Genomic DNA, 24,365 nt, shown 5'->3' with positions numbered 1-24,365 from the left:
TGTTTATAAAAGACTATGAATCACCACCAAAGATGGAAGTGAGATACGAGTATCCGATTTCTTGTTGGCAACACCCTTTTGATATTAGTTCTGATTTGGACTATTATATTGATGCGTCTGGTTTCACTTATTCAGGAGAAAAAAGTGACTTTGATAATCCGATAAGTAATCTTACTTTACGTCAAAAAATTCCAATGGGCTACAAAACTTTAATTTTACTACGACGTTATTTTATATTAGATAAAACGGGTATCATTTGGAAAAATTCTCAAACGATAGGATATGGTGGCTCAACAGAATCGGAAGTTTATGATTAATTCTTGCTATGGTGTGCCATTGGAAAGACTGAAAATTTATACGACAGGATTCGAGAAAGAGTTTGACGATTTAGATTTGGCAATTGATTTTGCAAAACTTTACTTATCAGAGCATGATAACAAGTTGCTTATATCCGAAGTGATTTATAAGGAGTTTTGGCACTGAAAGGAATATTATGATTTTATTAGTTGATAATTACGATAGTTTTACCTACAATCTTGCGCAATATATCGGCGAGTTTGCCGATGTTAAGGTTTTGCGAAATGACGATGAAACACTTTACGATGTGGCAGATAGAGCAGAGAAAATCGTCTTTTCCCCAGGACCCGGCTGGCCTGCTGACGCTGGCAGAATGGAAGAGATGATTCGCGATTTTGCCGATAAGAAACCAATTTTAGGCATCTGTCTCGGACACCAAGCCATAGCCGAAATTTTTGGTGGCAAATTAGACTTAGCCCAGCGGATTATGCACGGTAAGACATCAATTGCTGAAAGGTTGAAAGATACGCCATTATTGGCAGGTATTCCAAAAACGCATGAAATCATGCGTTATCATTCGATTGTCATCTCGGAAATGCCCGCGGGTTTTGAGATTTTGTCTAAAACGACTGATGACCATGAAATTATGGCGATTCAGCATAAGCACTTACCGATTTTTGGCATGCAGTATCATCCTGAGAGTATTGGGACGCCTGAGGGGCTTAAGATGATTGAGAATTTTGTGAAATTATAATGGAGATAGAAAGTAGGATAAAATGAAAGTGGAATATGAAGAACTTTTATCTAAAAATTATGATGAGGCTGTGGTATTTTTACTAAAAAAGTATGGTCCTGCAACTGCTGATTATTATTCAGAGAAATCATATAACAGATTTAAAGCTGGAGAAATTAAGAGTATCGCTAAAGGAAAAATTTCAAGAACAAGCGAGGGGTTATACTGTCATCATATAGATGAAGACAAGGTAATTATGATTTCTACTCAAGATGTTATAAAAATGTTAGATATACCGTATGACTATCAAAGGAAAGAGAGACTTGTTTATTGTGATTTGATTGAACACGGTATTTTACATGTTTTGATCGCAATAGAAAATAAAAACAAATCTACACTTGGTACAGTTGGTATAGGTGGTTATATAAATTTCATAAGACCTGAACTTTATTTATGGTTCATAATGAATGAAGTTCCTACTGCTACTTGGAGGAAAAATTGTTATGAAAAAGTTTATATGGAAAAGAATGAGGCGATAGAATTGTTGGCTAAAATAGATAATTTTCTTGTAAATAATTATCAAATAACACACGAAATGATTAATGAAGCTACTGAAAACTATTTTTATAAAATTAGATAGAAATTTAATAAGTGGGAATAATTTTAATATAACCCATTTTAAAAACACTGTCAAAATAAAGTAATTCTTTCTTTGCATTTTGTGGTAAAATGGGCAATTATTTGTGCCTATTGATAAAGAAGAAAAATTGGTATGATATAAAGTATTTAGAAAGAGAACCCAATGAAAGAAAACCTAGTAAAACTAATGAACCGCGAGAACCTCTCGCGCTACGAAGTCAACCAGTTGGCAAACGCCATGTTCAACGGCGAATTAACCGACTCGCAATTATCGTCAATCCTTGTTGCGCTTGCTATGAAAGGCGAAACGGTTGATGAAATGGCGGGAATCGTTGATGTGGTGCGCGAAAAGGCGCTGAAAATTCCGACGACAATCACGACTGCCATGGATAATTGTGGCACGGGTGGCGATTTGTCCTTTTCCTTTAACGTGTCGACGACTGCGGCTTTTGTCTTGGCTGCGGGCGGTGTGAAAATGGCGAAACATGGCAATCGGTCAATTTCTTCCAAATCTGGCTCGGCTGATGTGCTTGAGGCGCTTGGTATCAACTTGTATCACACGCCTGATGAACTGGCTGAGATTTTCGACAAAACAGGGCTTGTCTTTCTCTTTGCGCAACATGTTCATCCAAACATGCGTTATGTTATGCCTGTTCGACGGGAGCTCGAGGTTCGCACGGTGCTCAATCTCATCGGTCCGTTCACAAATCCAGTCAATCTCGATACTCAGCTACTGGGTACCTCCCGCCCCGACTTGCTGACAACGACGGCTGAGGTGCTACGCTCATTGGGGCGCCGCCGCGCCCTAGTCATCAGCGGTCCCAACAACATGGATGAGGCCAGTCTTGACGGCGTGAACCGTTATGCCTTGCTTGACAAGGGCAAGATTTCCGTGCATGAGTTCGACCATGCTAGCCTTGGCATGCCGCGCGTGACCTTGCAGGAGATTCGTGGCGGTGAGGGTAGGGAAAATGCTGAAATCCTCAAATCCGTGCTGTCAAACGCAGCAAGTCCATTTCTTGAAGTCACTGTTTTGAATGCTGGTCTAGGCTTTTTTGCGGCGGGGCTTGTTCAGACGATAGCAGACGGCGTTGCCAAGGCACGTGAGGTTATCGCAAGTGGCGCAGCCATGGCCAAGTTGGTCGAGATGCAGGAGGTCAAATAATGGCGGAAAATCTAGCAGAAATACGCGCAGAAGTCGCCGCCCCAAAACGAGTTGAGGCAGTTATCGCAAAAGTGACGGTTTTGGCACGAGAAAAGGGCGCTGATGAGGCTTTGATTAAAAAAATGTATCGCAACATGATTGCTGATTTTGTCGTACTTGAAAAACAAATGCTCGTAATGAGGGTTTAGTCGCGGTAAATAAAATCAAGTCAAAAACAGCTCATAATGAGGTTAAAATAACAGGCAAAAAGCAGTTATATTTTGCAGAACTCAAAATATAACTGCTCATCGAAAGGAAGTAGTATGGAAAATTTTCTTGAAAAAATTCTCGCTGAAAAGCAAATTGAAGTTGCGCAAATGGCAATGGAAACGCCGAGGAAAATCCGTAAGGTAAAAGGGTTTGTCGCGCGTTTGTGTGAACAGCCCCAACATTTGCAAGTTATCGGCGAAGTTAAGCGCGCCTCGCCCTCGCTTGGTGCGATTAACCTGAATGTTGACGTTTTGGCACAGGCGAAAAGTTATGAAACGGCTGGTGTGTCAGCGATTTCTGTTCTGACGGATCCTGTTTTTTTCAAGGGCAATATCGACGACTTGCGCTTGGTTGCCAAAAACGTCAACATTCCCGTCCTTAACAAAGATTTCATCATTGACAAAAAGCAGATTGCCCGAGCTGTCAATAGTGGTGCGACCATTGTCCTCTTGATTGTCGCTTGTCTGGCTGAAAATGACTTGCAAGACTTGTATGATTACGCTATCTCACTTGGTCTCGAGGTTCTCGTTGAGGTGCATAATGCTGAAGAACTTGCCATTGCGCATAAAATCGGGGCTGAGTTGATTGGTGTCAACAATCGTAATCTTAAGACTTTTGAAGTTGACATTCAAAACAGTCTTGATTTGGTTCATTTACAAAAAAATGAACGTTTTTATATCTCGGAATCTGGTATAAAATCAGCAGTTGATGCCAAAAAAGTTGCTCACGATTTCCGTGCCGTCCTAGTTGGCGAGGCGCTGATGAAAGACGGCAATCCGACATTAGCCGCCAAGAATTTGCAGGTCGCGCGCCATGTGGATTAAAATTTGTGGTCTCTCAACACAGGCAGCGATTGAAACCGCTGTGGCAAATGGTGCTAGCCACATTGGGTTCGTCTTTGCTGACAGCAAACGAAAAGTTACGCCAGAATATGCCAAATATTTAGCGAGATTTGTCCCCAAAAACGTCAAAAAAGTTGGCTTATTTGTCAACGAAAAACACGACCTTATCGAAAAAATCGTTGAAACAGTCGGGTTGGATATGGTTCAATTACATGGACAAGAAAGTTCAGAATTTGCTGATAATTTATCCGTCCCAGTAATCAAAGCATTCGGTATCAAAAATGGCAAAATTCCCAACGAAATTGCCGATTTTAAACACCATATCATCTTACTTGACGCCCCACCAGCACAATTTGCAGGCGGTAGCGGTGCAAGTTTTGACTGGAATAAAGTTGATTTGACCGCCTTAGACGGCTACCAATTTTTTGTTGCGGGTGGCTTGACTGCTGACAATGTTTCTGAGGCGATTCGCATTTTTAAGCCGACAGGGGTTGATGTTTCTAGTGGGGTTGAGACGGGGGGAGTTAAGGATTTGATGAAAATTAAGGTATTTATAGAAAAATGTTAAATAATAAAGTGAGGTTTAATTAGTGTTGGAGTTACTTAAACTTATTCCTTTGGGATCGGTCATTTTTGGAATAATAGATGTTTTTTTAAAAACAGATGTTGAAAAGAATTTAGAGACGAATTATCAAAGAATATTAAGACATATTGTAAATATTTCAGTGATTTCAGTAGTTATTATAGTGATTTTTGCTTATCATATGTTCCCTATTGAAGAAAACACAAAACTGTCGAAAGTAGAGACTTTTTGGGTAAAAAGTATTTTGATTATTATGGGTGTTATTGGGGCATATATTTGTTTTAGAGAGTTCTTTGTTTATAAATTTAAGAAATTAATTTTGACATTAGATGATGGAAAACAGTGGGTTGTTTTAAAGAAAATTGATAAGACTCAGTTGCTGTTAAGATTGAAAGATAACTATCATGTATATAGAGTAGTTACTCCTGAAGAGATTCGAGGTAAAAATCTGGAATTTGAAACATTAGAGGAAATTACAAAAAGAAATGAAGAATCTTTTTACCAAGATTGGAAATTTTTAGTTGATGAAAAGACTTTTAAATTAAATTTTAAAGAGAAAAAATATTGGTCTTTTCTGATCCCTGTTGTAATTTGTTTGATAATTTATGCTGTACTAGTAAAGATGACTATAAGTTCTCTAATTGTTTCGCTACTGATAATACTTTTAATGGGATGTTATGTATGGCGAAGAATGACTAAAATTTTATTAAAACGAAGAAGATAAAATATCTAATCTTAAAAAGATTTTATGATAAATATTTACTATTCATTGAAAAATAAACTAATAGAGAAAATAAAGGAGAAAAAATGACCTACAACCAACCAACAGAAACAGGTTTCTTCGGCACCTACGGCGGGACATTCGTCCCAGAAACGCTGATGTACGCTGTAAAAGAACTCAAAGCTGCCTACGAGGACAGCAAAACTGACCAAGCTTTCCAAGACGAGCTTGCCTACTTACTAAAAGATTACGTCGGTCGTGAAAATCCCTTGTATTTTGCCAAAAATTTAACTGAAAAGCTCGGTGGCGCAAAAATTTATCTCAAACGTGAAGATCTTAACCACACAGGCGCACATAAAATCAACAATGCGCTTGCCCAAGTTATGTTAGCCAAAAAAATGGGCAAGAACAAAATCATCGCTGAAACTGGTGCGGGGCAACATGGTGTGGCAACGGCAACAGCGGCGGCACTTTTTGGCATGGAATGCCAGATTTACATGGGTGCTATTGACGTTAAGCGCCAAGAACTCAACGTTTTCCGCATGCAGCTCCTTGGCGCAGAGGTTATCTCTGTCACGGACGGTTCGAGCGTGCTAAAGGATGCGGTCAATGCGGCGCTGCGGGCGTGGGTTGAGCGTGTTGAGGACACGCATTATATTCTTGGAACGGCTGCGGGTCCTGCGCCATTTCCCGAAATGGTGCGTGACTTCCAGTCGATTATCGGGCGCGAGGCACGGGCGCAAATTCTCGAGAAAACGGGCAAACTTCCTGCTGCTGTTGTGGCTTGTGTCGGCGGTGGCTCGAATGCTGCGGGACTTTTCTATCCTTTTATCAATGATGAAACTGTTGCGATGATTGGGGTTGAGGCTGCTGGTCGTGGACTTGATAGTGGCGAAACTGCTGCCTCAATCAATCGTGGTACGGACGGCGTTCTTCATGGCAATATCATGCGTTTACTCCAAGATGAAGATGGTCAAGTACAAGAGGCGTATAGCATTTCAGCGGGTCTGGACTATCCGGGTCTTGGTCCCGAACACTGTCATTGGAACGAAACGGGTCGGGCAGAGTACATCTCAGCCACCGACGATGAGGCGTTGACTGGTTTCAAAATGCTTTGCGTTACTGAGGGCATTATCCCTGCGCTAGAAAGTTCGCACGCCATTTCCCAACTGCCAAAAATCGCCAAACGCTATGGCAAAGACGAGTCGATTATCGTTTGTCTTAGCGGTCGTGGCGATAAAGACGTCGCACAAATTAAAGAACGTGCTGAAAAAGGAGAATTTTGATATGAAAACCTTGCGAAAACACTTGGAAATGCTCAAAGCTGACGGTAAAACGCTGATTGTTCCTTATATCATGGCAGGTGACCACGCGCGTGGCATTGACGGCTTGCCCGAAATGATTGCTTTTTTGGCGGCAACTGGTGCCAGTGCTATTGAAGTCGGGATTCCTTTTTCAGATCCAGTAGCAGACGGACCTGTGATTGAATTAGCGGGGATTCGCTCGTTGAAAAATGGCACAACATTGACAAAAGTAGTCGAAGTCCTTAAAACAGTCAAAACGGATGTGCCACTGGTCATCATGTCCTATCTCAACCCGATTTATAAATACGGTATCGAAAAATTTATCACCGACCTCAAATCAACGGCAGTCAAAGGCTTGATTTTACCCGATGTGCCACGTGAGCACGAGAATATGATTGCGCCGTTTTTGACGGATTCTGATATTGCTTTAGTACCGCTTGTTACCTTGACGAGTATTCCCGAACGTCAAGCTGAGTTGGTCAAGGATGCAGAAGGGTTCATCTATGCAGTAACGGTCAACGGTGTGACGGGTGCAGACCGTGATTATCGAGCAGATTTGAACACTCATCTAGCACAATTATCAGAACTCGCTGATGCGCCTGTTCTTGCTGGTTTTGGGGTGTCATCACTCGCTCACGTCGAAAATTTCCGCAAGGCAGTTGACGGCGTTATCGTTGGCTCTTACATTGTCAAGGCGCTAAATGAGAGCAGAGACGACGAAGTGGCTGACTTTTTGAAAAAAGCCAGTCTATTATGAAAATTTTTAGAAATGAAATATTAGTTGCTGTAATTCTATGTAAATTTTGAAGCAGCTGCTTTAAATATGATGGATGTTGTTTTCAAATCGCATCTCTAATTTTTGAGGAGAGAATCATGCGTTTGTTGTGTCCAAAACTCACGGGCGTTTCATAAGTTTAATCTAAAACATAATTTTCGGAATCTTTTACGAAGAGTTGCTTTTTAACGGAAAATCCATGAAAAAGTCACTTGTTTTTTCAAAAATATTAAAAAATACAATCAATAACTTTAGTATTTAAAAATATTTCTACGAAAATAACTTTTAAAATAGATTAACTAAAAATTAAATCGACAACTTACATGTATATTCCAGAAAAATTAAATTTATGAAACGCCCGTGGTCCAAAACTCGATATAACTTGACATAAAATACCATAAATGTTAAACTTGGTACTGGAAGATGGACGATACCAAATTTGGAAAAGGAGATTTTAACATGAAAAAATCTAAACTCATCTCACTCTTGGCTGTCTCAGCTTTGTCAGTTTCTTTTTTGACTGCTTGTGGTGGTTCAGATGATAAAAAAACGGATGACAAAACAACAGAAACTTCTAAAGAAGAGACTAAAACTGCTGAAGTTTTTACTGGTGCAACACAAGGGACTGATAAATTTGAAACATTATCAGACGGTTTTGCGGCAACTGGTGCTTGGCTTAATGCAGCCAGTGCAGACATTGACGCATCTGGTAAAACATTGACAGTTGACGGACTTTTTGCGGGTGACGGTCAAGTTAATCGTGAACTTGCGCTTTACAAAACTGGTGCTGATCATAAGCCAGAGGCGACTTTTACGCTGACAGTTGATAAAATGGTTGTCAAATCGCCTAGCTTTGCCATTGCTCAAGGGACAGTTAAAGGCGATGTTTTCGTCAATGCAGCTGGTTTTCACTTTGAAGGGACTGGTAAGATTGACGGTAACTTGATTTTTGCCTCTGATGATTTGAAAACAGCTTTTGAGGCGCTTGATGCAGCTGATAAAGGGACGGTTACAGGTGAAGTCAAGGTTGAGGCTTCTGACGTTGTAGCGGTTAAATCAGGTCTTGTAACGATTGCTGCTAAAGGTGGCGCGATTGCTTACGAAAAAGTTTCAGAAGTTAAAACTGGTGCGACTGCTGGAACTAAAAAACTCGCTGATTTAGCTGATACGCTTGGTGAAAATGGTGCTTGGCTTGGTGCGGCAACTGCTGATATTGATGCTTCAGGTAAGACACTAACAGTTGACGGCACTTTCCTTGGTTCTAAAGGCTTGATTGCTCGTAAAGTTGCGCTTTATACGCAAAATGCTGAACATCAAGTTACTGAAACTTACACTTTGACAGCTGATAAGCTGGTCATCAACTCGCCATTCACTGTTATCTCAAATGGTGTAGTTAAAGGGGATGTCTATGTTGCTGAATCGGCAATCGGTTTTGCTGCGCAAAATGGTAAAGACACGACTGGTAAGCCAGTGACTGCAAAAATTGATGGCAATCTTTACTTTGCAACACAAGATCAGCTCGATGCTTACAATAAACTGGCTGATACAGCTAAATTTGAAGTAACTGGCGAAACAGCGGTTAAAGCAAACTAAGTAATTTATAAGTAATCTCAAAAAACGTCTTTTGGCGTTTTTTTGTTATTTTTGACTAGAAATCTGGTAGATTTAACATTTAAAAATAAAATAAAACAGATAACGTCAGCGTAGCGAAAAATTTTACGTGTTTAAAAGTAAAAGAAATAGCTAATTTTATGGTAAAATAGGAATAATAATATGATTGTGAGAAGAAAGATGACAGACTACCAATTTTCCCCTGAACTTGATGAACGTTTGCTTGGTTTTGTTGCACAACCTGGCAATTTCATTGCTGATATTGGCTTTGTTTATGCACTCCATGCCTTTCCAGTGGTAGCGATTGCTGAGCCTTTTGTGGTACCGATTGAAGATAAGAAACTGATTCCTGTCTTTACGACTGAAAAAGGGCTTGAAACTTTTCTGAAAACAATTGATGAACCTGTGACTTTTGTCAATAAACCTTTTTTAGAGGTGGTCAATGAACTGGTAAGTCAGGAATTTGATGCGATTGCTTTCAACATACAACCATCTGGCTCAGACTCGCCTAACACGATTATGTTGCCGCGTGAACATTTAGTTACTTTTATTAATCGCTATACTGATGTGCTTAACAAGCTCTTTTCACCTGAAAATCTAGCTGCAAGTTTTAATGAGAGATATTATCTGCTCCCTGCTTTTGCTAGAACGAAAGCAGATGGGGAAATTGCGCGAATTTTTGCGACGATTTCAAAGCCTGACGGCGAGAGTTTTGTACCAGCTTTTACCAATATTGATAGTTTTAGCAAATGGTACAATAACCCGAATTTTGGTCAACCTTTCAAGGAAAATGAGGGGTTAATTTTAACTTGGCAACTCAAGGACATTCAAAATCCGCCGTCTGGTGTTAATGAATTAGATGATGTGTTAGGTATTGTGATTGATCCATTTGATGCTGTTGACTATGAAAATTCTATTATTTTATGGGATGAATTGGCAAATAAAACTGCCGAATAAATTGACTGTTTTAGCGACTTGCTTGTCAACGTTATCGAAATGGCAATATAAGGTTAGGAAATTATGAGTTTTTGGAAAGAAGCGTTTGCGGTGGTCAAACAAAATGACCCAGCAGCACGTCATAATTTGGAAATAATTTTGACTTCTCCAGGAGTCAAGGCACTTGCGGCACATAAGATTTCGCATTTTTTGTGGTGTCATCATTTTAAATTAATAGCGCGCATGCACTCGCAATTTTGGCGCTTTTTGACCCAAATTGAGATTCATCCAGGGGCAACGATTGAAAATGGGGTTTTCATTGACCATGGCTCTGGTCTTGTCATTGGCGAAACAGCGATTGTTGAGTCGGGCGTCAAACTCTTTCATGGTGTGACACTTGGTGGAACGGGTAAGGATAATGGTAAAAGACATCCAAGTGTTCGTCGTGGGGCGCTGATTTCGGCGCATGCTCAGTTATTAGGACCGATTGAAGTGGGTGAAAATGCTAAGGTTGGGGCGAGCGCTGTTGTGACTAAAGATGTGCCTGCTCGTGTGACTGTTGTCGGCATTCCCGCTAAGATTGCGCGAGTACACGGTGGTGATACGCCTGAGCGCAATCGAGCGCAGTTGGAGCGTGAGCGCCATGTTAGCTTTTATGATCATATGGGTGGTATTTAGATGATTTTAGATGAATTTGAAAATGGGCGAGCAGTTATTGAGCCAAGTCTGACTGATGCGACGGTTTATGAGGTTTGTGATGTGATGGTTATGCCTTTTTCAAGTGACATTATGGCGCAAATATTGGCAACGGGTCAGGCACGTATCGGTGGTTATACGCATGATATAAATGGTGCGGATCCTTGGTATATTTATGAAAACAAGGGCTTGAAAGTCGGTGTTGTCATGGCTGAAATTGGTGCGCCAGTCGTTGTTGGTTTACTCGAAGAATTACAGGCGGTTGGCTTTAAAAAATTTGTGATTTTTGGTACTTGTGGTGTCCTTGATTCAAAGCTGTGTGTGGATCGGCTGATTGTACCAACAGCTGCCATTCGTGATGAGGGAACGAGTTATCACTATGCCCCTTCGTCTGATGAGATTCTCATTTCTAAAGTCTTTGTTGAAAAAATGGTAACTGTTTTTGAGAAACTGAACTTGTCCTATACGTTAGCTAAAACTTGGACGACTGACGCATTTTTTAGAGAAACAGCTGAGAAAGCTAAGCGCAGATTGGCTGCGGGTGCGACAGTCGTTGATATGGAATGTTCAGCTATTCAAGCGTGGGCGCAGTATCGCAAGAAGGAAGTTTACCAATTTTTCTATACGGCAGATGAGGTTGATCATGAAAATGAGAAGTGGGACAGGCGTGAGGCGCATAAAAAAGTTGATGTTAGGCACTTTTTTGAGATTGCTTTGAAGATTGCAGGAGAATTAGATGATTAGATTATATAACACATTGACGCGTGAAAAAGAAATTTTTGTCCCGCTTGAGGCTGGTAAAGTCAAGATGTATGTCTGTGGTCCGACGGTTTATAATTATATTCACATCGGTAATGCGCGGTCTGTTGTTGTTTTTGACACGATTCGTAAGTATTTTGAGTATCGTGGGTTTGAGGTGAATTTTGTGTCGAATTTCACGGATGTAGATGACAAGATTATTGCAGCGGCGAAGTTGGCAGGCATTTCTGTTGAGGTTTTGGTTGAGAAATTTATCGCTGCTTTCTATGCTGACACAAAAAATCTTGGTGTTGCACCTGCGACGGCAAATCCACGGGTACTTGAATTTATTCCGCAAATTATTGACTTTATCCAAGTTTTGATTGATAAAGGATTTGCTTATGCGGCAAATGGCGACGTTTTTTTCCGTGTCAAAAAGTTTGCCGACTATGGCAAACTTGCTAATAAAAATCTTGATGAACTTGCTGCGGGTGCGTCAGGGCGAACGGAGGCAGATGAGTTAGCCAAGGAAAGCCCACTTGATTTCGCGCTTTGGAAGGCAAGTAAGCCTGATGACTTATCGTGGGAAAGTCCTTGGGGAGCGGGACGTCCTGGTTGGCATATTGAATGTTCAGTTATGGCAACTGAGATTTTGGGTAATACGATTGATATTCACGGAGGTGGGGCGGACTTGGAATTTCCACACCATACCAATGAAATTGCCCAGTCTGAGTCAAAAACTGGGCAAAAATTTGCAAATTATTGGTTGCACAATGGGTTTGTAACGGCAGCTGATGGTGAAAAAATGTCTAAGTCGTTAGGAAATTTTAAAACAGTTCATGAGATGTTGGCTGGTTTTGATGGTCAGATTCTCCGCTTTTTCTTGGTCAGCCAACATTATCGTCGCCCTCTTGCTTTTAGTGAGGACACGATTAAGGATGCGGAAAATAATTTCGCTAAAATCAAAAATGCTTATGAAAAATTGTCCTATGCGTTAGATAAGAATCCGCTTGAAAAAGATGAAAAAATTGACGATTTCCGTCAAGATTTCATCGAGCAAATGGATGATGATTTCAATATTGCCAATGCTTTAACCGTTTTTTATGAGTTTATCAAGTATGTTAATTTGGGGCATTTTTCAAAAGAGGCACGGCGCTTTTTCGATGAAGTTTTGACGATTATCGGTGTGAGTTTTGCTAACGAGATTTTGGGTGCTGAGATTGAAAAATTGATTGAAGCTAGGCAGATTGCGCGTGAAATGCGCGATTATGTACAGGCTGATGAAATCCGCAACTTATTAAAAGCGCAAGGTATTTCATTATTAGATACGCCTGATGGTGTGAGGTGGACACGTGACTGAATTTCGAGCTGATTTATTAAATGGCATTGCGCTTGCTTATGCGGGAGATGCGATTTATGAGGTATTTGTTCGCGACTATTTACTTAGACAAGGGATTACGAAAGCTGGCGAGTTGCAAAAAAATGCAGTCAAGTTTGTTAGCGCTAAGGCGCAAGCTTGGTTGATTTCTGAAATGACAACGGACGATTATCTGACTGAGGAGGAGCTTGGCTATTTCAAAAGAGGACGCAATGCTCATAGTAAAACGACTGCTAAAAATACGGATGTTGTGACCTATCGTATCTCGACTGGTTTTGAGGCTGTATTTGGTTTTAACCATTTAACAGGACAAAAAGCGCGTGTTGAAGAAATGGCGAGCTATTGTATTCGTAAAATCTCTGAGCAAAATTTCTGAAAAATTTCAAGATTTTCTGTAAAATAGGAGATACTAGAGGTTTTTGAAATGTTGTATAGAGTAATCAAAATGCACGGTGACAATGAGCCGTGGTGGTTTTTTGAAGATTGGCAAGATGATATTGTCGAAAAATATGAGTTTGAGGATTTTTATGAGGCACTCAAATTTTATAAAGCCGAGTGGCAACGATTGTCGCAGGTTTTTTCAGACTATAAAAGTCAGGCGGATTTTATGGCAGCCTTTTGGGTTGAATCTGAGCAACGTTGGTGCTTGGAGTGCGAAGATTTTTTGCAACAATATCATGGTTTGGCGCTTTTAGAGGACTGGCATACGGTTAAAAGTTTCAGTAAACGACCGCCCTATGATAAAAAATCGGGCGATTTTCCGCGAAATTGCTGTAAATTTAAGGGCTTTGGATGCTAAGGAGATGTAAACAAATAACGACGGCAAATTTTCCCTTGTACCTCATGTAGCCCGCTATATTTAAAATTCCTAAATTTTTTTGATTTTCGCTAAAAAAAGAAAAAACTTGCAATTGGCAAGTTATCTTTTTTTAGTTAATTGCGTATAGGAATCGAAATCTCAATAAATTTTGATTCTTCAATTCTTGAAATCTTTGTCTTGTCAATTTTTGTTTGATCAATGCGTTTGTTGAAGAAAAAGTGTTCGATTTCTTTGTGCTCATCAGCCCGAATCGCACGATGTTTGTTGTTAATCAGCAGTTCGTAGTGAGTTGGGGCTTGGGTAAAAACGACTTCGGTGTTGCCAGCGGAATAGACTTCAAGCGTTATGGCATCGGTATTTCTGAGTTGTTCACGCACGAGATCAGGATAACTACGAGTGACATTGATAATCTTCATTGATTTTCCTCCATTTTTTTCTTTAACTATATTATATCACTTTTTACTTTAATTTTGGCTTTAAATTACGAAAAATTTTAGTATAATATAATCATGAAGAAAGTAATCGGTATAACAGGTGGTATTGCAACAGGGAAGTCTGCTGTGACGGCTTTTTTGTTGAAAAATGGTTATGAAGTGATTGATGCGGATGCAGTTGTGAGAGAGTTGCAGCAGATTGACGGTGCGCTTTATTTGATGATTCGTGAGACTTTTGGCGCTGATTACTTTCATGAAAATGGCGAACTTAACCGTGAAAAATTAGGTGCGCTGATTTTTTCTGATAACCTTGCTAAGCAAAAATTAGCCAAGCAACAAGATGCGCTGATTCGAGCAGAATTGATAAAACGTCGTGATGAAAGTCAAGCAGAAGTCGTTTTTATGGATATTCCCTTGTTATTTGAATTAAATTACACAGGTTTTGATGAAATTTGGTTGATTTATGCGCCTAGAGCTGTCCAAATCCAACGTTTGATGAAACGCAACGGTTTAACTGAGTCAGATGCCATTTTACGGATAAAAGCTCAAATGCCAATTAATGATAAACGTCTATTAGCGACGCGCGTTATTGAGAATTGTGGTACAATAGAATTATTAGAAGAAAAGCTGACAAAAATTTTATATGAGATTTAGCGGGTGCTATCGGTGATGGTAGTCGTTTTTTCAGGTATCGACTTTTGTTAAATGTATAGAAAAGAAGTGAGTACGATTAAAGTAAATTGGAAACGTAATTTGTTTATTGCTTGGTTTGGGAGTTTTTTCACATCGGCGAGTTTTTCCTTGGTCATGCCGTTTATGGCGTTATATGTTGAGGAATTAGGTGTAAGAGGAAGTTCGGTTGAGTTGTTTTCAGGATTGGCTGTTGCGATTTCAGCACTTGCCAGTGGGCTTGTCGCACCAATTTGGGGAAAACTTGCAGATCAGCATGGTCGACGTGTCATGATGATTCGTGCTTCTGTTGTGATGACTTTTACCATGAGTGCGCTTGCTTTTGTGCCGAATATTTGGTGGTTGCTCCTTATGCGATTGCTTAATGGTTTGTTTTCGGGCTATATTCCGAACTCTACGGCACTGATTGCCAGTCAAGCGCCTAAAAATAAGAGTGGTTATGCGCTTGGCATATTGTCCACTGGTATGGTTGCGGGTGGGCTGATTGGTCCATCTATTGGCGGTTTTATTGCGCAAAGTGTTGGTATAAAAAATGTTTTTTTGATTACAGGTGGCATTTTATTGATTGTGACCTTGTTGACACTATTTCTGGTTAAAGAAGATTTTACACCACTTGAAAAACGTGATATGCTGTCAACTGGGGAGATTTTAGCGCGCGTGAAAAATCGTCAGATTCTCTTTGGCTTGTTCATCACGAGCTTTATTCTGCAAATCTCAGTTCAATCAATTGCGCCGATTCTGACTTTGTATATTCGTAATCTCAATGGCCATCATGCCAGTAATCTGATGACGATTTCAGGCTTTATCGTCTCATCTGCGGGACTTTCTGCCATGTTATCATCAGGAATTTTGGGGAAAATCGGTGATAAGATTGGCAGTCATCGCTTGATTTTGATTGGTCTAGCTTATAGTTTTCTGATTTATATGCCTATGGCTTTTGTCAAAACGCCGTTGCAATTGGGAATTTTGCGGTTTATGCTTGGCTTTGGCTCGGGTGCGCTCATGCCTTCTGTCAATTCTTTATTGTCGAAAATGACACCACAAGAGGGGATTTCACGCATTTTTAGTTTTAATCAGATGTTCAATAATTTTGGGCAAGTGGCTGGTCCTTTGCTTGGGAGTGCTGTTGCGGGATTTATCAGCTATCGTGCAGTGTTTATAACGACAAGTTTATTTGTCTTATTCAATCTATTTTGGTCTTTGTTTAATTTCAGAAAGTTTTTAGGGGTGCGAGATATTGCGAATTAAAATCAATTTAAAATGTACATCTTGCGGACAACAAAATTACATTTCATCTAAAAATAAGGCAACTCATCCCAATAAGGTCAAGGTGCTCAAATATTGTCCGAAAGAACGAAAAGTCTTAATGCACGTTGAGGTGTAAAATTTTTACCTACGTTGTGAAAGTGACTATTGATAAGGAGTTTTTAGAAAATTTCAACTATTTTCTCAAGCTTTCTTTTTTTTTTGCTCAAAAAATGGTAAAATAGTAAATAAGAACAATTAGATTAGGAAAATTGTGAGGATAATCACGCAATAGGTAAGCTATGAAAGAACTTCAAAAAAAACATTTTATTAACTATACGATTCTCATTCCCTATTTGATTCTTGCGGTTTTGGGTTTGATTGTCGTTTTCTCCTCAACTGTTCCTTATCAGATTGAACATCGTTTGCCACCTTATCATATGTTTAGAAATCAAGTTATTTTCTTTATTTTTTCGTTGATTATGATTGTTGTTATTTTTCGTATGAAAGTGGATAAACTAAAGGGAATTGGTTGGTTTGGTATTTTATTGCCAATTATGATAGTTTTGCTTTTTGTCGCACGTTTTTTAGTTGATCCTGTTAATGGTGCTTATGGTTGGATTGCAACACCGATTGGCACGATTCAGCCTGCCGAATATCTGAAGTTTGTCTCTGTTTGGTTTTTATCGGCAACATTAGCCACGAGGCAAGAGAGAATCAAGCAACTAGACATCAAGGCTTTGTTTGGGCGAAAAACTTTTTTGGCAAATATGCTCAGTGGTTGGCGTGCTTGGATGTTTGTGATGATTGGTGCGGTTGCGTTCATGCCTGATTTGGGAAATGCAATTTTGATTATCATCAGCGCAGCGGCAGTTATTGCAGCCAGTGGCATTTCTTATCGTTGGGGGACAGGCTATATGAAAATCTTTAGCGCATTTATATTATTTGCGCTAGGTTTTCTGAAAGTCACAGGTGGTAATATTATCCCAAGTGTCGGTTTCTTGAAAAATTACGCTTATATCAATAAACGATTTATTGCTTTTGCCAATCCTTTTCAGGATATGGGTGACTCGGGTCACCAGTTGATTAACGGTTATTATGCCATTTCAAATGGTGGTTGGTTCGGACGTGGTCTGGGAAATTCGATTGAGAAAAAAGGCTATTTACCTGAAGCACATACTGATTTTATCTTTACGATTGTGATTGAGGAGTTGGGCTTGATTGGCGGTATTATTATTCTCGGCATTCTTTTCTTTTTGATTATGCGAATCTTTTTGATTGGTATTCGTGCCAAGGATGCTTTTAATAGCATGATGGCGATTGGTGTTGGTACCATGTTCTTTGCTCAGGTTTTGGTTAATATCGGCGGTGTATCAGGCTTGATTCCTTCGACTGGTGTAACTTTTCCTTTCCTAAGTCAAGGTGGTAATTCACTTTTGACCTTGTCTGTTGGTATTGCATTTGTCCTCAACATTTCCGCTGATGAAAAACGGCGTGAATTGGCTGAGATGGCAGATAAATATACCGTGAAAGATGTTGATTATGTCTCTGAAAATTTTTCTGAGATTTAAAAATGAAACTATTTGAAAAAATTGAAAGGCTTTATAAATGAAAAAACTATTAGTTGCTAATCGTGGCGAAATCGCTATCCGTGTTTTCCGTGCTTGTAATGAATTGGGCATTTCGACCGTGGCGATTTATGCCAAGGAGGACGAGTACTCGGTTCATCGTTTCAAGGCTGACGAGGCTTATCTGGTTGGCGAGGGTAAAAAGCCGATTGATGCTTACTTAGATATTGATGATATTGTGCGAATTGCTGTGGCATCTGGTGCTGAGGCGATTCATCCAGGTTATGGTCTCTTGTCGGAGAATATCGACTTTGCCCGTAAAGTTGAGGCGGCAGGTTTGATTTTTGTCGGTCCGACTTTGCATCACTTGGACATTTTTGGCGATAAAATCAAGGCCAAGGAGGCATCTGTTGCGGCGGGTGTTGGCTCAATTCCAGGGACTGAGGGACCAGTTGACCTTGAGGGCGCATTAGACTTTGGGCGCACTTACGGCTATCCTGTCATGATAAAAGCTGCGCTTGGTGGTGGCGGTCGCGGTATGCGTGTGGCACACAATGAGGCTGAGGCGCGTGACGGCTATGTTCGTGCGGCGAGCGAGGCCAAGTCGGCATTTGGCTCAGATGAAATTTATGTTGAAAAATACATTACCAATCCTAAACATATCGAAGTTCAGATTTTAGGCGATTCGCATGGCAATGTGGTGCATTTATACGAACGTGACTGTTCTGTTCAACGTCGCAATCAAAAGGTTATCGAAGTTGCACCAAGCGTTGGGATGGCTGATGACTTGCGCAATCGTATCTGTGATGCGGCAGTCAAACTTTGTAAACACGTTGGTTATGTCAATGCGGGAACGGTTGAATTTCTTGTTAAAGATAATGACTTTTACTTTATCGAAGTCAATCCGCGTGTCCAAGTTGAACATACAATTACTGAGGCAGTAACAGGTATTGATATTGTACAAGCGCAGATTCTCATTGCTGAGGGCGCTGATCTTCACAAAGATGTGAAAATTCCAGTGCAAGATGAAATTCAATTGCTTGGCTCTGCCATTCAATGTCGGATTACGACTGAAGACCCTGAAAATAATTTCCTCCCCGATACAGGAAAAATCGACACCTACCGTTCGCCGGGTGGTTTTGGCGTGCGTTTGGATGTCGGCAATGCTTACTCGGGTTATGAGGTAACACCTTATTTTGATAGTTTATTGGTCAAAGTGATCACTCATGCGACAGATTTCAGCGAGGCGATTTTGAAAATGGATCGTTGTCTGCGTGAATTTCGGATTCGTGGCGTGAAAACAAATATGCCTTTCTTGAAAAATGTGCTCAACCACCCAGAATTTGTTTCGGGTAATGCGAAAACGACTTTCATCGACAATACACCAGAACTCTTTAACTTTCCACGTTTGCGTGATCGCGGCAACAAGACGATGAAATATATCGCCAATATCACAGTTAATGGTTTTCCCGGCATTACTAAAACAACCAAACCTTATTTTGATGAAACACGTCAACCGAAAATTAAGCAACTTGACGTTTTGACAACGAAAAATATTTTGGATGAAAAAGGCGCTGATGCGGTGGTTGATTTTGTCAAATCACGCAAGGAAGTCTTGTTTACGGATACGACTTTCCGTGATGCGCACCAAAGTCTACTTGCGACACGTGTGCGTTTGCAGGATATGAAAAATGTGGCAGCAGCTGTTGATCAAGGACTCCCCAATCTCTTTTCGGCTGAGATGTGGGGTGGTGCGACGTTTGACGTTGCCTACCGTTTCTTAAATGAAAGTCCATGGTACAGATTACGCGAACTGCGTAAACTCATGCCAAATACTCTATTTCAAATGCTTTTCCGTGGTTCAAATGCTGTTGGCTACCAAAATTATCCAGATAATGTGATTCAAGAATTTATCAAGGTTGCAGCCAAAGAGGGCATGGATGTTTTCCGCGTGTTCGACTCGCTCAACTGGTTGCCACAGATGGAAAAATCAATCCAAGCCGTGCGTGACACGGGTAAAATTGTTGAGGCAACTATGTGTTATACGGGGGATATTCTTGATAATGACCGCCAAAAATATAGCATTCAGTATTATAAAGACTTGGCGAAAGAGCTTGAAGCAACGGGTGCGCATATTCTTGCCATCAAAGATATGGCTGGTATTCTAAAACCCCAAGCCGCTTATCGTTTGATTTCTGAGCTCAAAGACACCGTTGCTATTCCGATTCATCTGCACACGCATGATACGGCTGGTAATGGTGTAATTACGTGCTCGGCGGCAGTCACTGCGGGCGTGGATATTGTTGATGTGGCGACCTCAGCCATGTCATCAGGCACAAGTCAACCGAGTCTATTATCACTTTATTATGCTTTGGAAAATGGTAACCGTGCGCCCGAGCTTGACAATGAGAATGCGATTCAAATCAATCATTATTGGGAAGATGTGCGCAAGTTCTACGCACCATTTGAAAAAGGTTTGACCAGTCCGCAAACGGAAGTCTATATGCACGAAATGCCGGGTGGTCAATACACCAACCTCCAAGCGCAAGCCACAGCTGTTGGTTTGGGCATGCGGTTTGATGAAGTCAAGGTCATGTATCGCACGGTCAATATGATGTTTGGCGACATTATCAAAGTGACACCAAGTTCCAAAGTTGTCGGCGATATGGCACTGTTCATGGTGCAAAATGACTTGACTGAGACTGATATTTATGAAAAAGGCGATACGCTGAGTTTCCCAGAGTCTGTCATTAGTTTCTTTGCGGGCGATTTGGGTCAGCCAGTCGGTGGTTTCCCTGAAAAATTGCAGAAAATCATCTTGAAAGATAAGCCATTCATCACGGATCGTCCGGGTAATCATGCAGCACCAGTTGATTTTTCTGAAGTAGCTATTGAATTGGCTGAGAAATTGGGTTATGAGCCAGCGGAACATGAAGTTTTGAGTTACATTCTTTATCCGCAAGTTTTCCTTGATTATCAAAAAATGCAAAATGAATTTGGTAGTGTGACTTTGCTTGATACACCGACTTTCTTTGGTGGCATGCGTGTGGGCGAAAAATTGTCGGTTGAAATTGAGAAAGGTAAGACTTTGCTGATTCGTTTGGACAGCATTTCTGATCCTGATATGGAGGGTAATCGGACACTTTTCTTCAATCTTAATGGGCAACGTCGTGAGATAATTGTCAAGGATACATCAATTAAAACTACGGTTATTTTCAAAGAGAAAGCTGAACCAACAAATCAGTACCATATTGGTGCAACTATGCCTGGCTCAGTCGTTGCTGTTCTCGTCAAAGCTAATGATAAAGTTGTCAAGGGGCAACCCTTAATGGTAACTGAGGCAATGAAGATGGAGACAACGATTGAAGCGCCATTTGAAGGTGAAATCAAGAAAATTTATGTCAAGGCAGCTGAATCAATTGCGACACAAGATTTGCTGATTGAGATGAAATAAAATAGATTGAAAAAACGCTTGAAAATTGAGCGTTTTTGTGGTTTTGAAATGCGTTGTCAACATGAAATAACATTATTCAAAGCTAAATCTTTGACCAAAACTGACCAATGCGATATAATAGAATTATAAAAAATAAAGGAGCTATTAACATGGCACTCATTCCAACAGTTATCGAACAATCAAGTCGCGGCGAGCGCGCTTACGATATTTACTCACGCCTTTTGAAGGATCGTATCATTATGCTGACGGGCGAAGTTGAGGACAATATGGCAAACGCTGTGATTGCGCAACTTCTGTTTTTGGACGCGCAAGATTCGACCAAAGACATCTATCTCTATATCAATTCTCCAGGTGGTTCAGTTTCAGCGGGACTTGCCATTGTTGATACCATGAATTTCATCAAGTCTGATGTTCAAACAATTGTCATGGGCGTTGCAGCATCAATGGGGACAATCATTGCCTCATCTGGTGCTAAGGGCAAACGGTTCATGTTGCCAAATGCTGAATATTTGATTCATCAACCTATGGGTGGTACTGGCGGTGGTACGCAACAAACAGATATGCAAATTGTTGCGGATCATTTGTCAAGAACGCGTAAAACATTGGAGAAAATCTTGGCGGATAATTCTGGTCAAACGGTCAATAAAGTCCATAAAGATGCAGAACGCGATCGTTGGATGTCAGCTGAGGAAACCTTGGAATATGGGTTTATTGACGAGATTATGAATCGCAATGACTTGAAATAAAAAGGAACGTTAGTTTTAAAAAAATAAAATCTTATCAAATAGACTAAGATTCTGGAACAAAAGTCGAAAATTAGCATAATTTAGCTAATTATAAAATAGAAGAACCGCATGAAATCAACGTTTTCAAAAACGAATTTCATGCGGTTTTTCTATTTTGGAGACTTTTGTCCTAGCCTCAGTTTTAACCTAATTTTTCAACCAAATTGCATATAAAGTAACATTTTTCTCAGGAACAAAAAGATTATTTGCCCGATAAGTCGCTGTTTTAGCAGACGAACTTGTCGCCCAACCAAGGAAAGTATAGTTTTTTCGAGTCGGTGTTTGTGAAGTAATATTCAGGCTATATCCTTTCTCAACAATGGCTTTATCAATTTTCACACCTGTGCCACCGTTCAAATTGTAAGTGACTGTATAATCAACACGTTTGACCCAAAGTGCGTGTAAAGTCGTATTTTTTTCAATGCTAATAGCAGTGCCGATAGGATAGTCAGCGATTTTAGCAGAGGAAGAAACTGCCCAACCCAAGAAATGATAGCCTTTTCGTGTTGGTGTTTGTGGCATAACTTGCGCTGCTGTACCGCTAGTTGTCGTCACTTTTTCAGATTTCACACCTGTGCCACCATGAAGATTATAAGTCAGCGTATAAGTTTTCGGGATATGTTGCCAAACCGCATACAAAGTTGTTGAATGAGTTGCTGTAAAGGTTGCAGCTGGTAGATAAGTCGCCGATTTTGCCGTTGGATCTTCTGACCAACCACCAAATTCATAACCAGCCCGAGTTGGCAAGAGTGTTGTCAAACGAACAGTTGTCTTGTCAGTTACAAATAAATTCGCAGGTTTTACCCCATTGCCCCCATTCAAATCGTAAGTAATCAGATGTTCTTGCGGAATAATCGCCCAAATCGCATATAAAGTCAGCGATTTTTCCGCTGAGATTTCAGCATTTGCCTTGTAGGTCGCAGTAATGCTTGTCGCATTTTCTGCCCAACCGAGAAAGAGGTAGCCTTGACGATTAGGAATAGTGCTAGGAAGTTTGACTGTTGTTTCTGTTTCAGCCGTAAGCGCAGTCGGTACTTCGCTATCGCCTCCATTTAAATCAAAAGTTATTGTATGAAGTACAACAGGCTTCTGCGCCCAAATCGCATATAGGTTCAGTGAGCGAGCAATTTTGAAACTGTCGTTAGTCTGATATTGCGCAGTCGTTGCATTTGCATCATCTGCCCATCCTAAAAAATCGTAACCAGGACGGTTGGGTTTGTCATTTGTTATTTTAAGCTCAGCACCATTTTCCGCTACGACAGCAGGAGGTGTTGTACTATTGCCGCCGTTCAGGTCATAAGAAAGTGTGTAAACCGCTCTACCATTTGACTGCCAAATGGCATATAATATTGTATCTTTAGTGACTGTCAAAGTATCATTAGCTTGATAATCAGCAGTTGTTGCATTGATATTAGTTGACCAACCGAGGAAATCATAACCAGGGCGAACAGGCTGATTAGGTGTTATTTTAATTGTTTCTTTATCAGCAACAGTTATTTTATCAGGTACTTTGCCAGAGCTACCATTTAGCTGATAAGAAAGGGTATAAGTCGTTTTTTCTGGTGCTATATTAACAGTTGTCCATTTTTTAAGCTGTTCAAGATTATAGCCTGATAAACGAGCACCGATGTTATATTTTCCATCTTGTCCCGAATGAACAGCGACAATTTCATTGCGATCATTGACAACTGTACCACCTGAAGCGCCACCAATCGTGTCCATTTTATAACGAACAACATGACTTGAAAGGCTATCAATCGGGCCAGCATCAGAGCCAAGATACCCTTCTAAATCGTAAGAAAAACCTGAAACCGTCAAGTTTTCACCAACTGAAACATTTGGCTGAACTAACAAAGTTGTAGCAGAATTGCCCAATTTTGTGCTTAATTTAATACCGCCAACGTCAACGATTGAGTTATAAAAGCCACCTTTGGCATACTCTTCTGTGATGAAGAATTTTTCGGCTGTCGCCACACCGAGCGTTGGGTTACCAGCGATTGCACCTGCACCAATTGTTGCATAAATCGCCATTCCGCCGTGTTCTTTACTATAAAGAACGTGTGCTGCAGTGACAACAAAATCATTGTTAATCAAGGTACCACTTGCTGAAATTACCTCTTTATTTGGAAATTGGACAGAAATACGCACAGACGCTCGATGTGGTTTTTGTGAGAAATCAGTGATGATTTGCCGATTATCTTCCCCAAAAACCCCTCTTGTTTTGGGCAATGTTACCTCGTCAGCTGAAAGGCTCACTTGTCCCAAGAAAAGTGACATCATGCCAATAAGCAAAAGGCATGGGAGTGAAAATTTCAGTGTTTTGAATTTGATTGGATTCATATTTAATCCCCCTCTAAAATATTAAGTCTATACCAATTGGTATAGACCAATTTTAACAAATAAATCATAAATTGTCAATATCTTCTTAATTGTATCTTAATGTTTTATTTAAATCAAATGAAACTGAAAAGAGGGAGGACAAGAAGAAATTTAAAAATTAGACTTCTCCCAAAAATAAAAAAATTTGTTATACTATAGTCATGAACTATGAATCCCTCAGCAAACTCAGCGATAATCATTTTAAACGTCTAGTTGGCGTTAAACGTCCAACCTTTGAATCTATGAGCAGTCTTCTTAAGACCGCTTATCATGAAAAACATAACCGTCGAGGTCGTCACAGTAAATTATCAGTTGAAGATATG

General features: G+C 40.3%; 26 protein-coding genes. 24 read left to right on the top strand and 2 right to left on the bottom strand.

The window, feature by feature from the left end:
- Nucleotides 1-32 precede the first annotated feature (32 nt).
- From Hs30E_RS03845 to Hs30E_RS03760, 18 genes are all read left to right on the top strand, one after another.
- Entirely contained in the window at nt 33-317 is a 285-nt protein-coding gene (locus Hs30E_RS03845; RefSeq protein ID WP_172208109.1) for a hypothetical protein, read from the top strand.
- Nucleotides 310-483: a hypothetical protein gene (locus tag Hs30E_RS03840; protein ID WP_172208107.1), complete on the top strand. Its 174-nt coding sequence runs from the start codon at nt 310-312 to the stop codon at nt 481-483. Before Hs30E_RS03845 ends, Hs30E_RS03840 begins: the two co-directional genes overlap by 8 nt.
- A gap of 10 nt (nt 484-493) precedes the next feature.
- The gene (locus Hs30E_RS03835; RefSeq protein ID WP_172208105.1) at nt 494-1,051 is read left to right on the top strand and encodes an aminodeoxychorismate/anthranilate synthase component II; all 558 of its coding nucleotides are present in this window, start codon (nt 494-496) and stop codon (nt 1,049-1,051) included.
- 22 nt (nt 1,052-1,073) lie between these two features.
- Nucleotides 1,074-1,670, top strand: a complete 597-nt coding sequence (locus tag Hs30E_RS03830) for an SAV1803-related protein (RefSeq protein ID WP_489752589.1) — start codon at nt 1,074-1,076, stop codon at nt 1,668-1,670.
- A gap of 162 nt (nt 1,671-1,832) precedes the next feature.
- Complete coding sequence (gene trpD / locus Hs30E_RS03825) at nt 1,833-2,834, top strand: anthranilate phosphoribosyltransferase (protein WP_172208101.1); 1,002 nt, start codon at nt 1,833-1,835, stop codon at nt 2,832-2,834.
- Entirely contained in the window at nt 2,834-3,022 is a 189-nt protein-coding gene (locus Hs30E_RS03820) for a chorismate mutase (protein WP_172208099.1), read from the top strand. The genes trpD and Hs30E_RS03820 overlap by 1 nt, the downstream gene beginning before the upstream one ends.
- Before the next feature lie 114 nt (nt 3,023-3,136).
- Nucleotides 3,137-3,907: an indole-3-glycerol phosphate synthase TrpC gene (gene trpC, locus Hs30E_RS03815; RefSeq protein WP_172208097.1), complete on the top strand. Its 771-nt coding sequence runs from the start codon at nt 3,137-3,139 to the stop codon at nt 3,905-3,907.
- Nucleotides 3,897-4,493 carry a phosphoribosylanthranilate isomerase gene (locus tag Hs30E_RS03810; protein WP_172208095.1) on the top strand — a complete coding sequence of 199 codons (597 nt, stop codon included), beginning with the start codon at nt 3,897-3,899 and terminating at the stop codon, nt 4,491-4,493. The genes trpC and Hs30E_RS03810 overlap by 11 nt, the downstream gene beginning before the upstream one ends.
- A gap of 22 nt (nt 4,494-4,515) precedes the next feature.
- On the top strand, nt 4,516-5,232 hold the full coding sequence (locus Hs30E_RS03805) for a hypothetical protein (RefSeq protein WP_172208093.1): 717 nt from the start codon (nt 4,516-4,518) through the stop codon (nt 5,230-5,232).
- A gap of 83 nt (nt 5,233-5,315) precedes the next feature.
- Nucleotides 5,316-6,515, top strand: coding sequence for a tryptophan synthase subunit beta (gene trpB / locus Hs30E_RS03800; protein WP_172208092.1), 1,200 nt, complete (start codon nt 5,316-5,318; stop codon nt 6,513-6,515).
- 1 nt (nt 6,516) lies between these two features.
- Nucleotides 6,517-7,290: a tryptophan synthase subunit alpha gene (gene trpA / locus Hs30E_RS03795; RefSeq protein WP_172208071.1), complete on the top strand. Its 774-nt coding sequence runs from the start codon at nt 6,517-6,519 to the stop codon at nt 7,288-7,290.
- A gap of 477 nt (nt 7,291-7,767) precedes the next feature.
- Complete coding sequence (locus Hs30E_RS03790; RefSeq protein ID WP_172208069.1) at nt 7,768-8,901, top strand: AsmA family protein; 1,134 nt, start codon at nt 7,768-7,770, stop codon at nt 8,899-8,901.
- Nucleotides 8,902-9,099: 198 nt separating this feature from the next.
- Entirely contained in the window at nt 9,100-9,876 is a 777-nt protein-coding gene (locus tag Hs30E_RS03785) for an SseB family protein (protein WP_172208067.1), read from the top strand.
- A gap of 63 nt (nt 9,877-9,939) precedes the next feature.
- Complete coding sequence (epsC, locus tag Hs30E_RS03780) at nt 9,940-10,533, top strand: serine O-acetyltransferase EpsC (RefSeq protein WP_172208065.1); 594 nt, start codon at nt 9,940-9,942, stop codon at nt 10,531-10,533.
- The gene (locus Hs30E_RS03775) at nt 10,534-11,295 is read left to right on the top strand and encodes a nucleoside phosphorylase (RefSeq protein ID WP_172208063.1); all 762 of its coding nucleotides are present in this window, start codon (nt 10,534-10,536) and stop codon (nt 11,293-11,295) included.
- Complete coding sequence (gene cysS / locus Hs30E_RS03770) at nt 11,288-12,649, top strand: cysteine--tRNA ligase (RefSeq protein ID WP_172208061.1); 1,362 nt, start codon at nt 11,288-11,290, stop codon at nt 12,647-12,649. The genes Hs30E_RS03775 and cysS overlap by 8 nt, the downstream gene beginning before the upstream one ends.
- On the top strand, nt 12,642-13,043 hold the full coding sequence (locus tag Hs30E_RS03765) for a Mini-ribonuclease 3 (protein WP_172208059.1): 402 nt from the start codon (nt 12,642-12,644) through the stop codon (nt 13,041-13,043). The genes cysS and Hs30E_RS03765 overlap by 8 nt, the downstream gene beginning before the upstream one ends.
- 48 nt (nt 13,044-13,091) lie before the next feature.
- Entirely contained in the window at nt 13,092-13,466 is a 375-nt protein-coding gene (locus Hs30E_RS03760) for a DUF1033 family protein (protein ID WP_371864132.1), read from the top strand.
- Between the two features lie 134 nt (nt 13,467-13,600).
- Here the strand turns inward: Hs30E_RS03760 and Hs30E_RS03755 are convergent, their stop codons facing one another.
- Complete coding sequence (locus Hs30E_RS03755; protein ID WP_172208057.1) at nt 13,601-13,903, bottom strand: DUF1827 family protein; 303 nt, start codon at nt 13,901-13,903, stop codon at nt 13,601-13,603.
- A 93-nt stretch (nt 13,904-13,996) separates the two neighbouring features.
- Between Hs30E_RS03755 and coaE the strand changes: the two genes are divergently transcribed.
- From coaE to Hs30E_RS03725, 6 genes are all read left to right on the top strand, one after another.
- Nucleotides 13,997-14,575 (top strand): dephospho-CoA kinase, encoded by a 579-nt coding sequence (coaE, locus tag Hs30E_RS03750; protein ID WP_172208055.1) that lies wholly within the window; start codon nt 13,997-13,999, stop codon nt 14,573-14,575.
- Nucleotides 14,576-14,650: 75 nt separating this feature from the next.
- Nucleotides 14,651-15,859 (top strand): multidrug efflux MFS transporter, encoded by a 1,209-nt coding sequence (locus Hs30E_RS03745; protein ID WP_489752590.1) that lies wholly within the window; start codon nt 14,651-14,653, stop codon nt 15,857-15,859.
- Nucleotides 15,849-15,995: a 50S ribosomal protein L33 gene (gene rpmG, locus Hs30E_RS03740; RefSeq protein WP_172208053.1), complete on the top strand. Its 147-nt coding sequence runs from the start codon at nt 15,849-15,851 to the stop codon at nt 15,993-15,995. The genes Hs30E_RS03745 and rpmG overlap by 11 nt, the downstream gene beginning before the upstream one ends.
- 163 nt (nt 15,996-16,158) lie before the next feature.
- Complete coding sequence (locus tag Hs30E_RS03735; RefSeq protein WP_172208051.1) at nt 16,159-17,427, top strand: FtsW/RodA/SpoVE family cell cycle protein; 1,269 nt, start codon at nt 16,159-16,161, stop codon at nt 17,425-17,427.
- 37 nt (nt 17,428-17,464) lie between these two features.
- Nucleotides 17,465-20,878 (top strand): pyruvate carboxylase, encoded by a 3,414-nt coding sequence (locus tag Hs30E_RS03730; RefSeq protein ID WP_172208049.1) that lies wholly within the window; start codon nt 17,465-17,467, stop codon nt 20,876-20,878.
- Between the two features lie 149 nt (nt 20,879-21,027).
- Nucleotides 21,028-21,624 (top strand): ATP-dependent Clp protease proteolytic subunit, encoded by a 597-nt coding sequence (locus Hs30E_RS03725; protein ID WP_061775221.1) that lies wholly within the window; start codon nt 21,028-21,030, stop codon nt 21,622-21,624.
- Nucleotides 21,625-21,810: 186 nt separating this feature from the next.
- On the opposite strand, the gene Hs30E_RS03720 is transcribed toward Hs30E_RS03725, so the two are convergent.
- On the bottom strand, nt 21,811-24,003 hold the full coding sequence (locus Hs30E_RS03720) for an InlB B-repeat-containing protein (RefSeq protein ID WP_172208047.1): 2,193 nt from the start codon (nt 24,001-24,003) through the stop codon (nt 21,811-21,813).
- Between the last annotated feature and the right edge of the window lie 362 nt (nt 24,004-24,365).

It is taken from the genome of Pseudolactococcus hodotermopsidis (genome assembly GCF_011170085.1).
GTDB classification, from domain to species: Bacteria; Bacillota; Bacilli; order Lactobacillales; family Streptococcaceae; genus Pseudolactococcus; species Pseudolactococcus hodotermopsidis.
This window is presented reverse-complemented; position numbering and strand designations above follow the sequence as displayed.

Excerpts from the sequence above, each read along its gene's own strand:
- Hs30E_RS03845 (WP_172208109.1), top strand. The coding sequence starts at position 33 with ATGGAAGTGAGATACGAGTATCCGATTTCTTGTTGGCAACACCCTTTT.
- Hs30E_RS03840 (WP_172208107.1), top strand. The coding sequence starts at position 310 with ATGATTAATTCTTGCTATGGTGTGCCATTGGAAAGACTGAAAATTTAT.
- Hs30E_RS03835 (WP_172208105.1), top strand. The coding sequence starts at position 494 with ATGATTTTATTAGTTGATAATTACGATAGTTTTACCTACAATCTTGCG.
- Hs30E_RS03830 (WP_489752589.1), top strand. The coding sequence starts at position 1,074 with ATGAAAGTGGAATATGAAGAACTTTTATCTAAAAATTATGATGAGGCT.
- trpD (WP_172208101.1), top strand. The coding sequence starts at position 1,833 with ATGAAAGAAAACCTAGTAAAACTAATGAACCGCGAGAACCTCTCGCGC.
- Hs30E_RS03820 (WP_172208099.1), top strand. The coding sequence starts at position 2,834 with ATGGCGGAAAATCTAGCAGAAATACGCGCAGAAGTCGCCGCCCCAAAA.
- trpC (WP_172208097.1), top strand. The coding sequence starts at position 3,137 with ATGGAAAATTTTCTTGAAAAAATTCTCGCTGAAAAGCAAATTGAAGTT.
- Hs30E_RS03810 (WP_172208095.1), top strand. The coding sequence starts at position 3,897 with ATGTGGATTAAAATTTGTGGTCTCTCAACACAGGCAGCGATTGAAACC.
- trpB (WP_172208092.1), top strand. The coding sequence starts at position 5,316 with ATGACCTACAACCAACCAACAGAAACAGGTTTCTTCGGCACCTACGGC.
- trpA (WP_172208071.1), top strand. The coding sequence starts at position 6,517 with ATGAAAACCTTGCGAAAACACTTGGAAATGCTCAAAGCTGACGGTAAA.
- Hs30E_RS03790 (WP_172208069.1), top strand. The coding sequence starts at position 7,768 with ATGAAAAAATCTAAACTCATCTCACTCTTGGCTGTCTCAGCTTTGTCA.
- Hs30E_RS03785 (WP_172208067.1), top strand. The coding sequence starts at position 9,100 with ATGACAGACTACCAATTTTCCCCTGAACTTGATGAACGTTTGCTTGGT.
- epsC (WP_172208065.1), top strand. The coding sequence starts at position 9,940 with ATGAGTTTTTGGAAAGAAGCGTTTGCGGTGGTCAAACAAAATGACCCA.
- Hs30E_RS03775 (WP_172208063.1), top strand. The coding sequence starts at position 10,534 with ATGATTTTAGATGAATTTGAAAATGGGCGAGCAGTTATTGAGCCAAGT.
- cysS (WP_172208061.1), top strand. The coding sequence starts at position 11,288 with ATGATTAGATTATATAACACATTGACGCGTGAAAAAGAAATTTTTGTC.
- Hs30E_RS03760 (WP_371864132.1), top strand. The coding sequence starts at position 13,092 with ATGTTGTATAGAGTAATCAAAATGCACGGTGACAATGAGCCGTGGTGG.
- Hs30E_RS03755 (WP_172208057.1), bottom strand. The coding sequence starts at position 13,903 with ATGAAGATTATCAATGTCACTCGTAGTTATCCTGATCTCGTGCGTGAA.
- coaE (WP_172208055.1), top strand. The coding sequence starts at position 13,997 with ATGAAGAAAGTAATCGGTATAACAGGTGGTATTGCAACAGGGAAGTCT.
- Hs30E_RS03735 (WP_172208051.1), top strand. The coding sequence starts at position 16,159 with ATGAAAGAACTTCAAAAAAAACATTTTATTAACTATACGATTCTCATT.
- Hs30E_RS03730 (WP_172208049.1), top strand. The coding sequence starts at position 17,465 with ATGAAAAAACTATTAGTTGCTAATCGTGGCGAAATCGCTATCCGTGTT.
- Hs30E_RS03725 (WP_061775221.1), top strand. The coding sequence starts at position 21,028 with ATGGCACTCATTCCAACAGTTATCGAACAATCAAGTCGCGGCGAGCGC.
- Hs30E_RS03720 (WP_172208047.1), bottom strand. The coding sequence starts at position 24,003 with ATGAATCCAATCAAATTCAAAACACTGAAATTTTCACTCCCATGCCTT.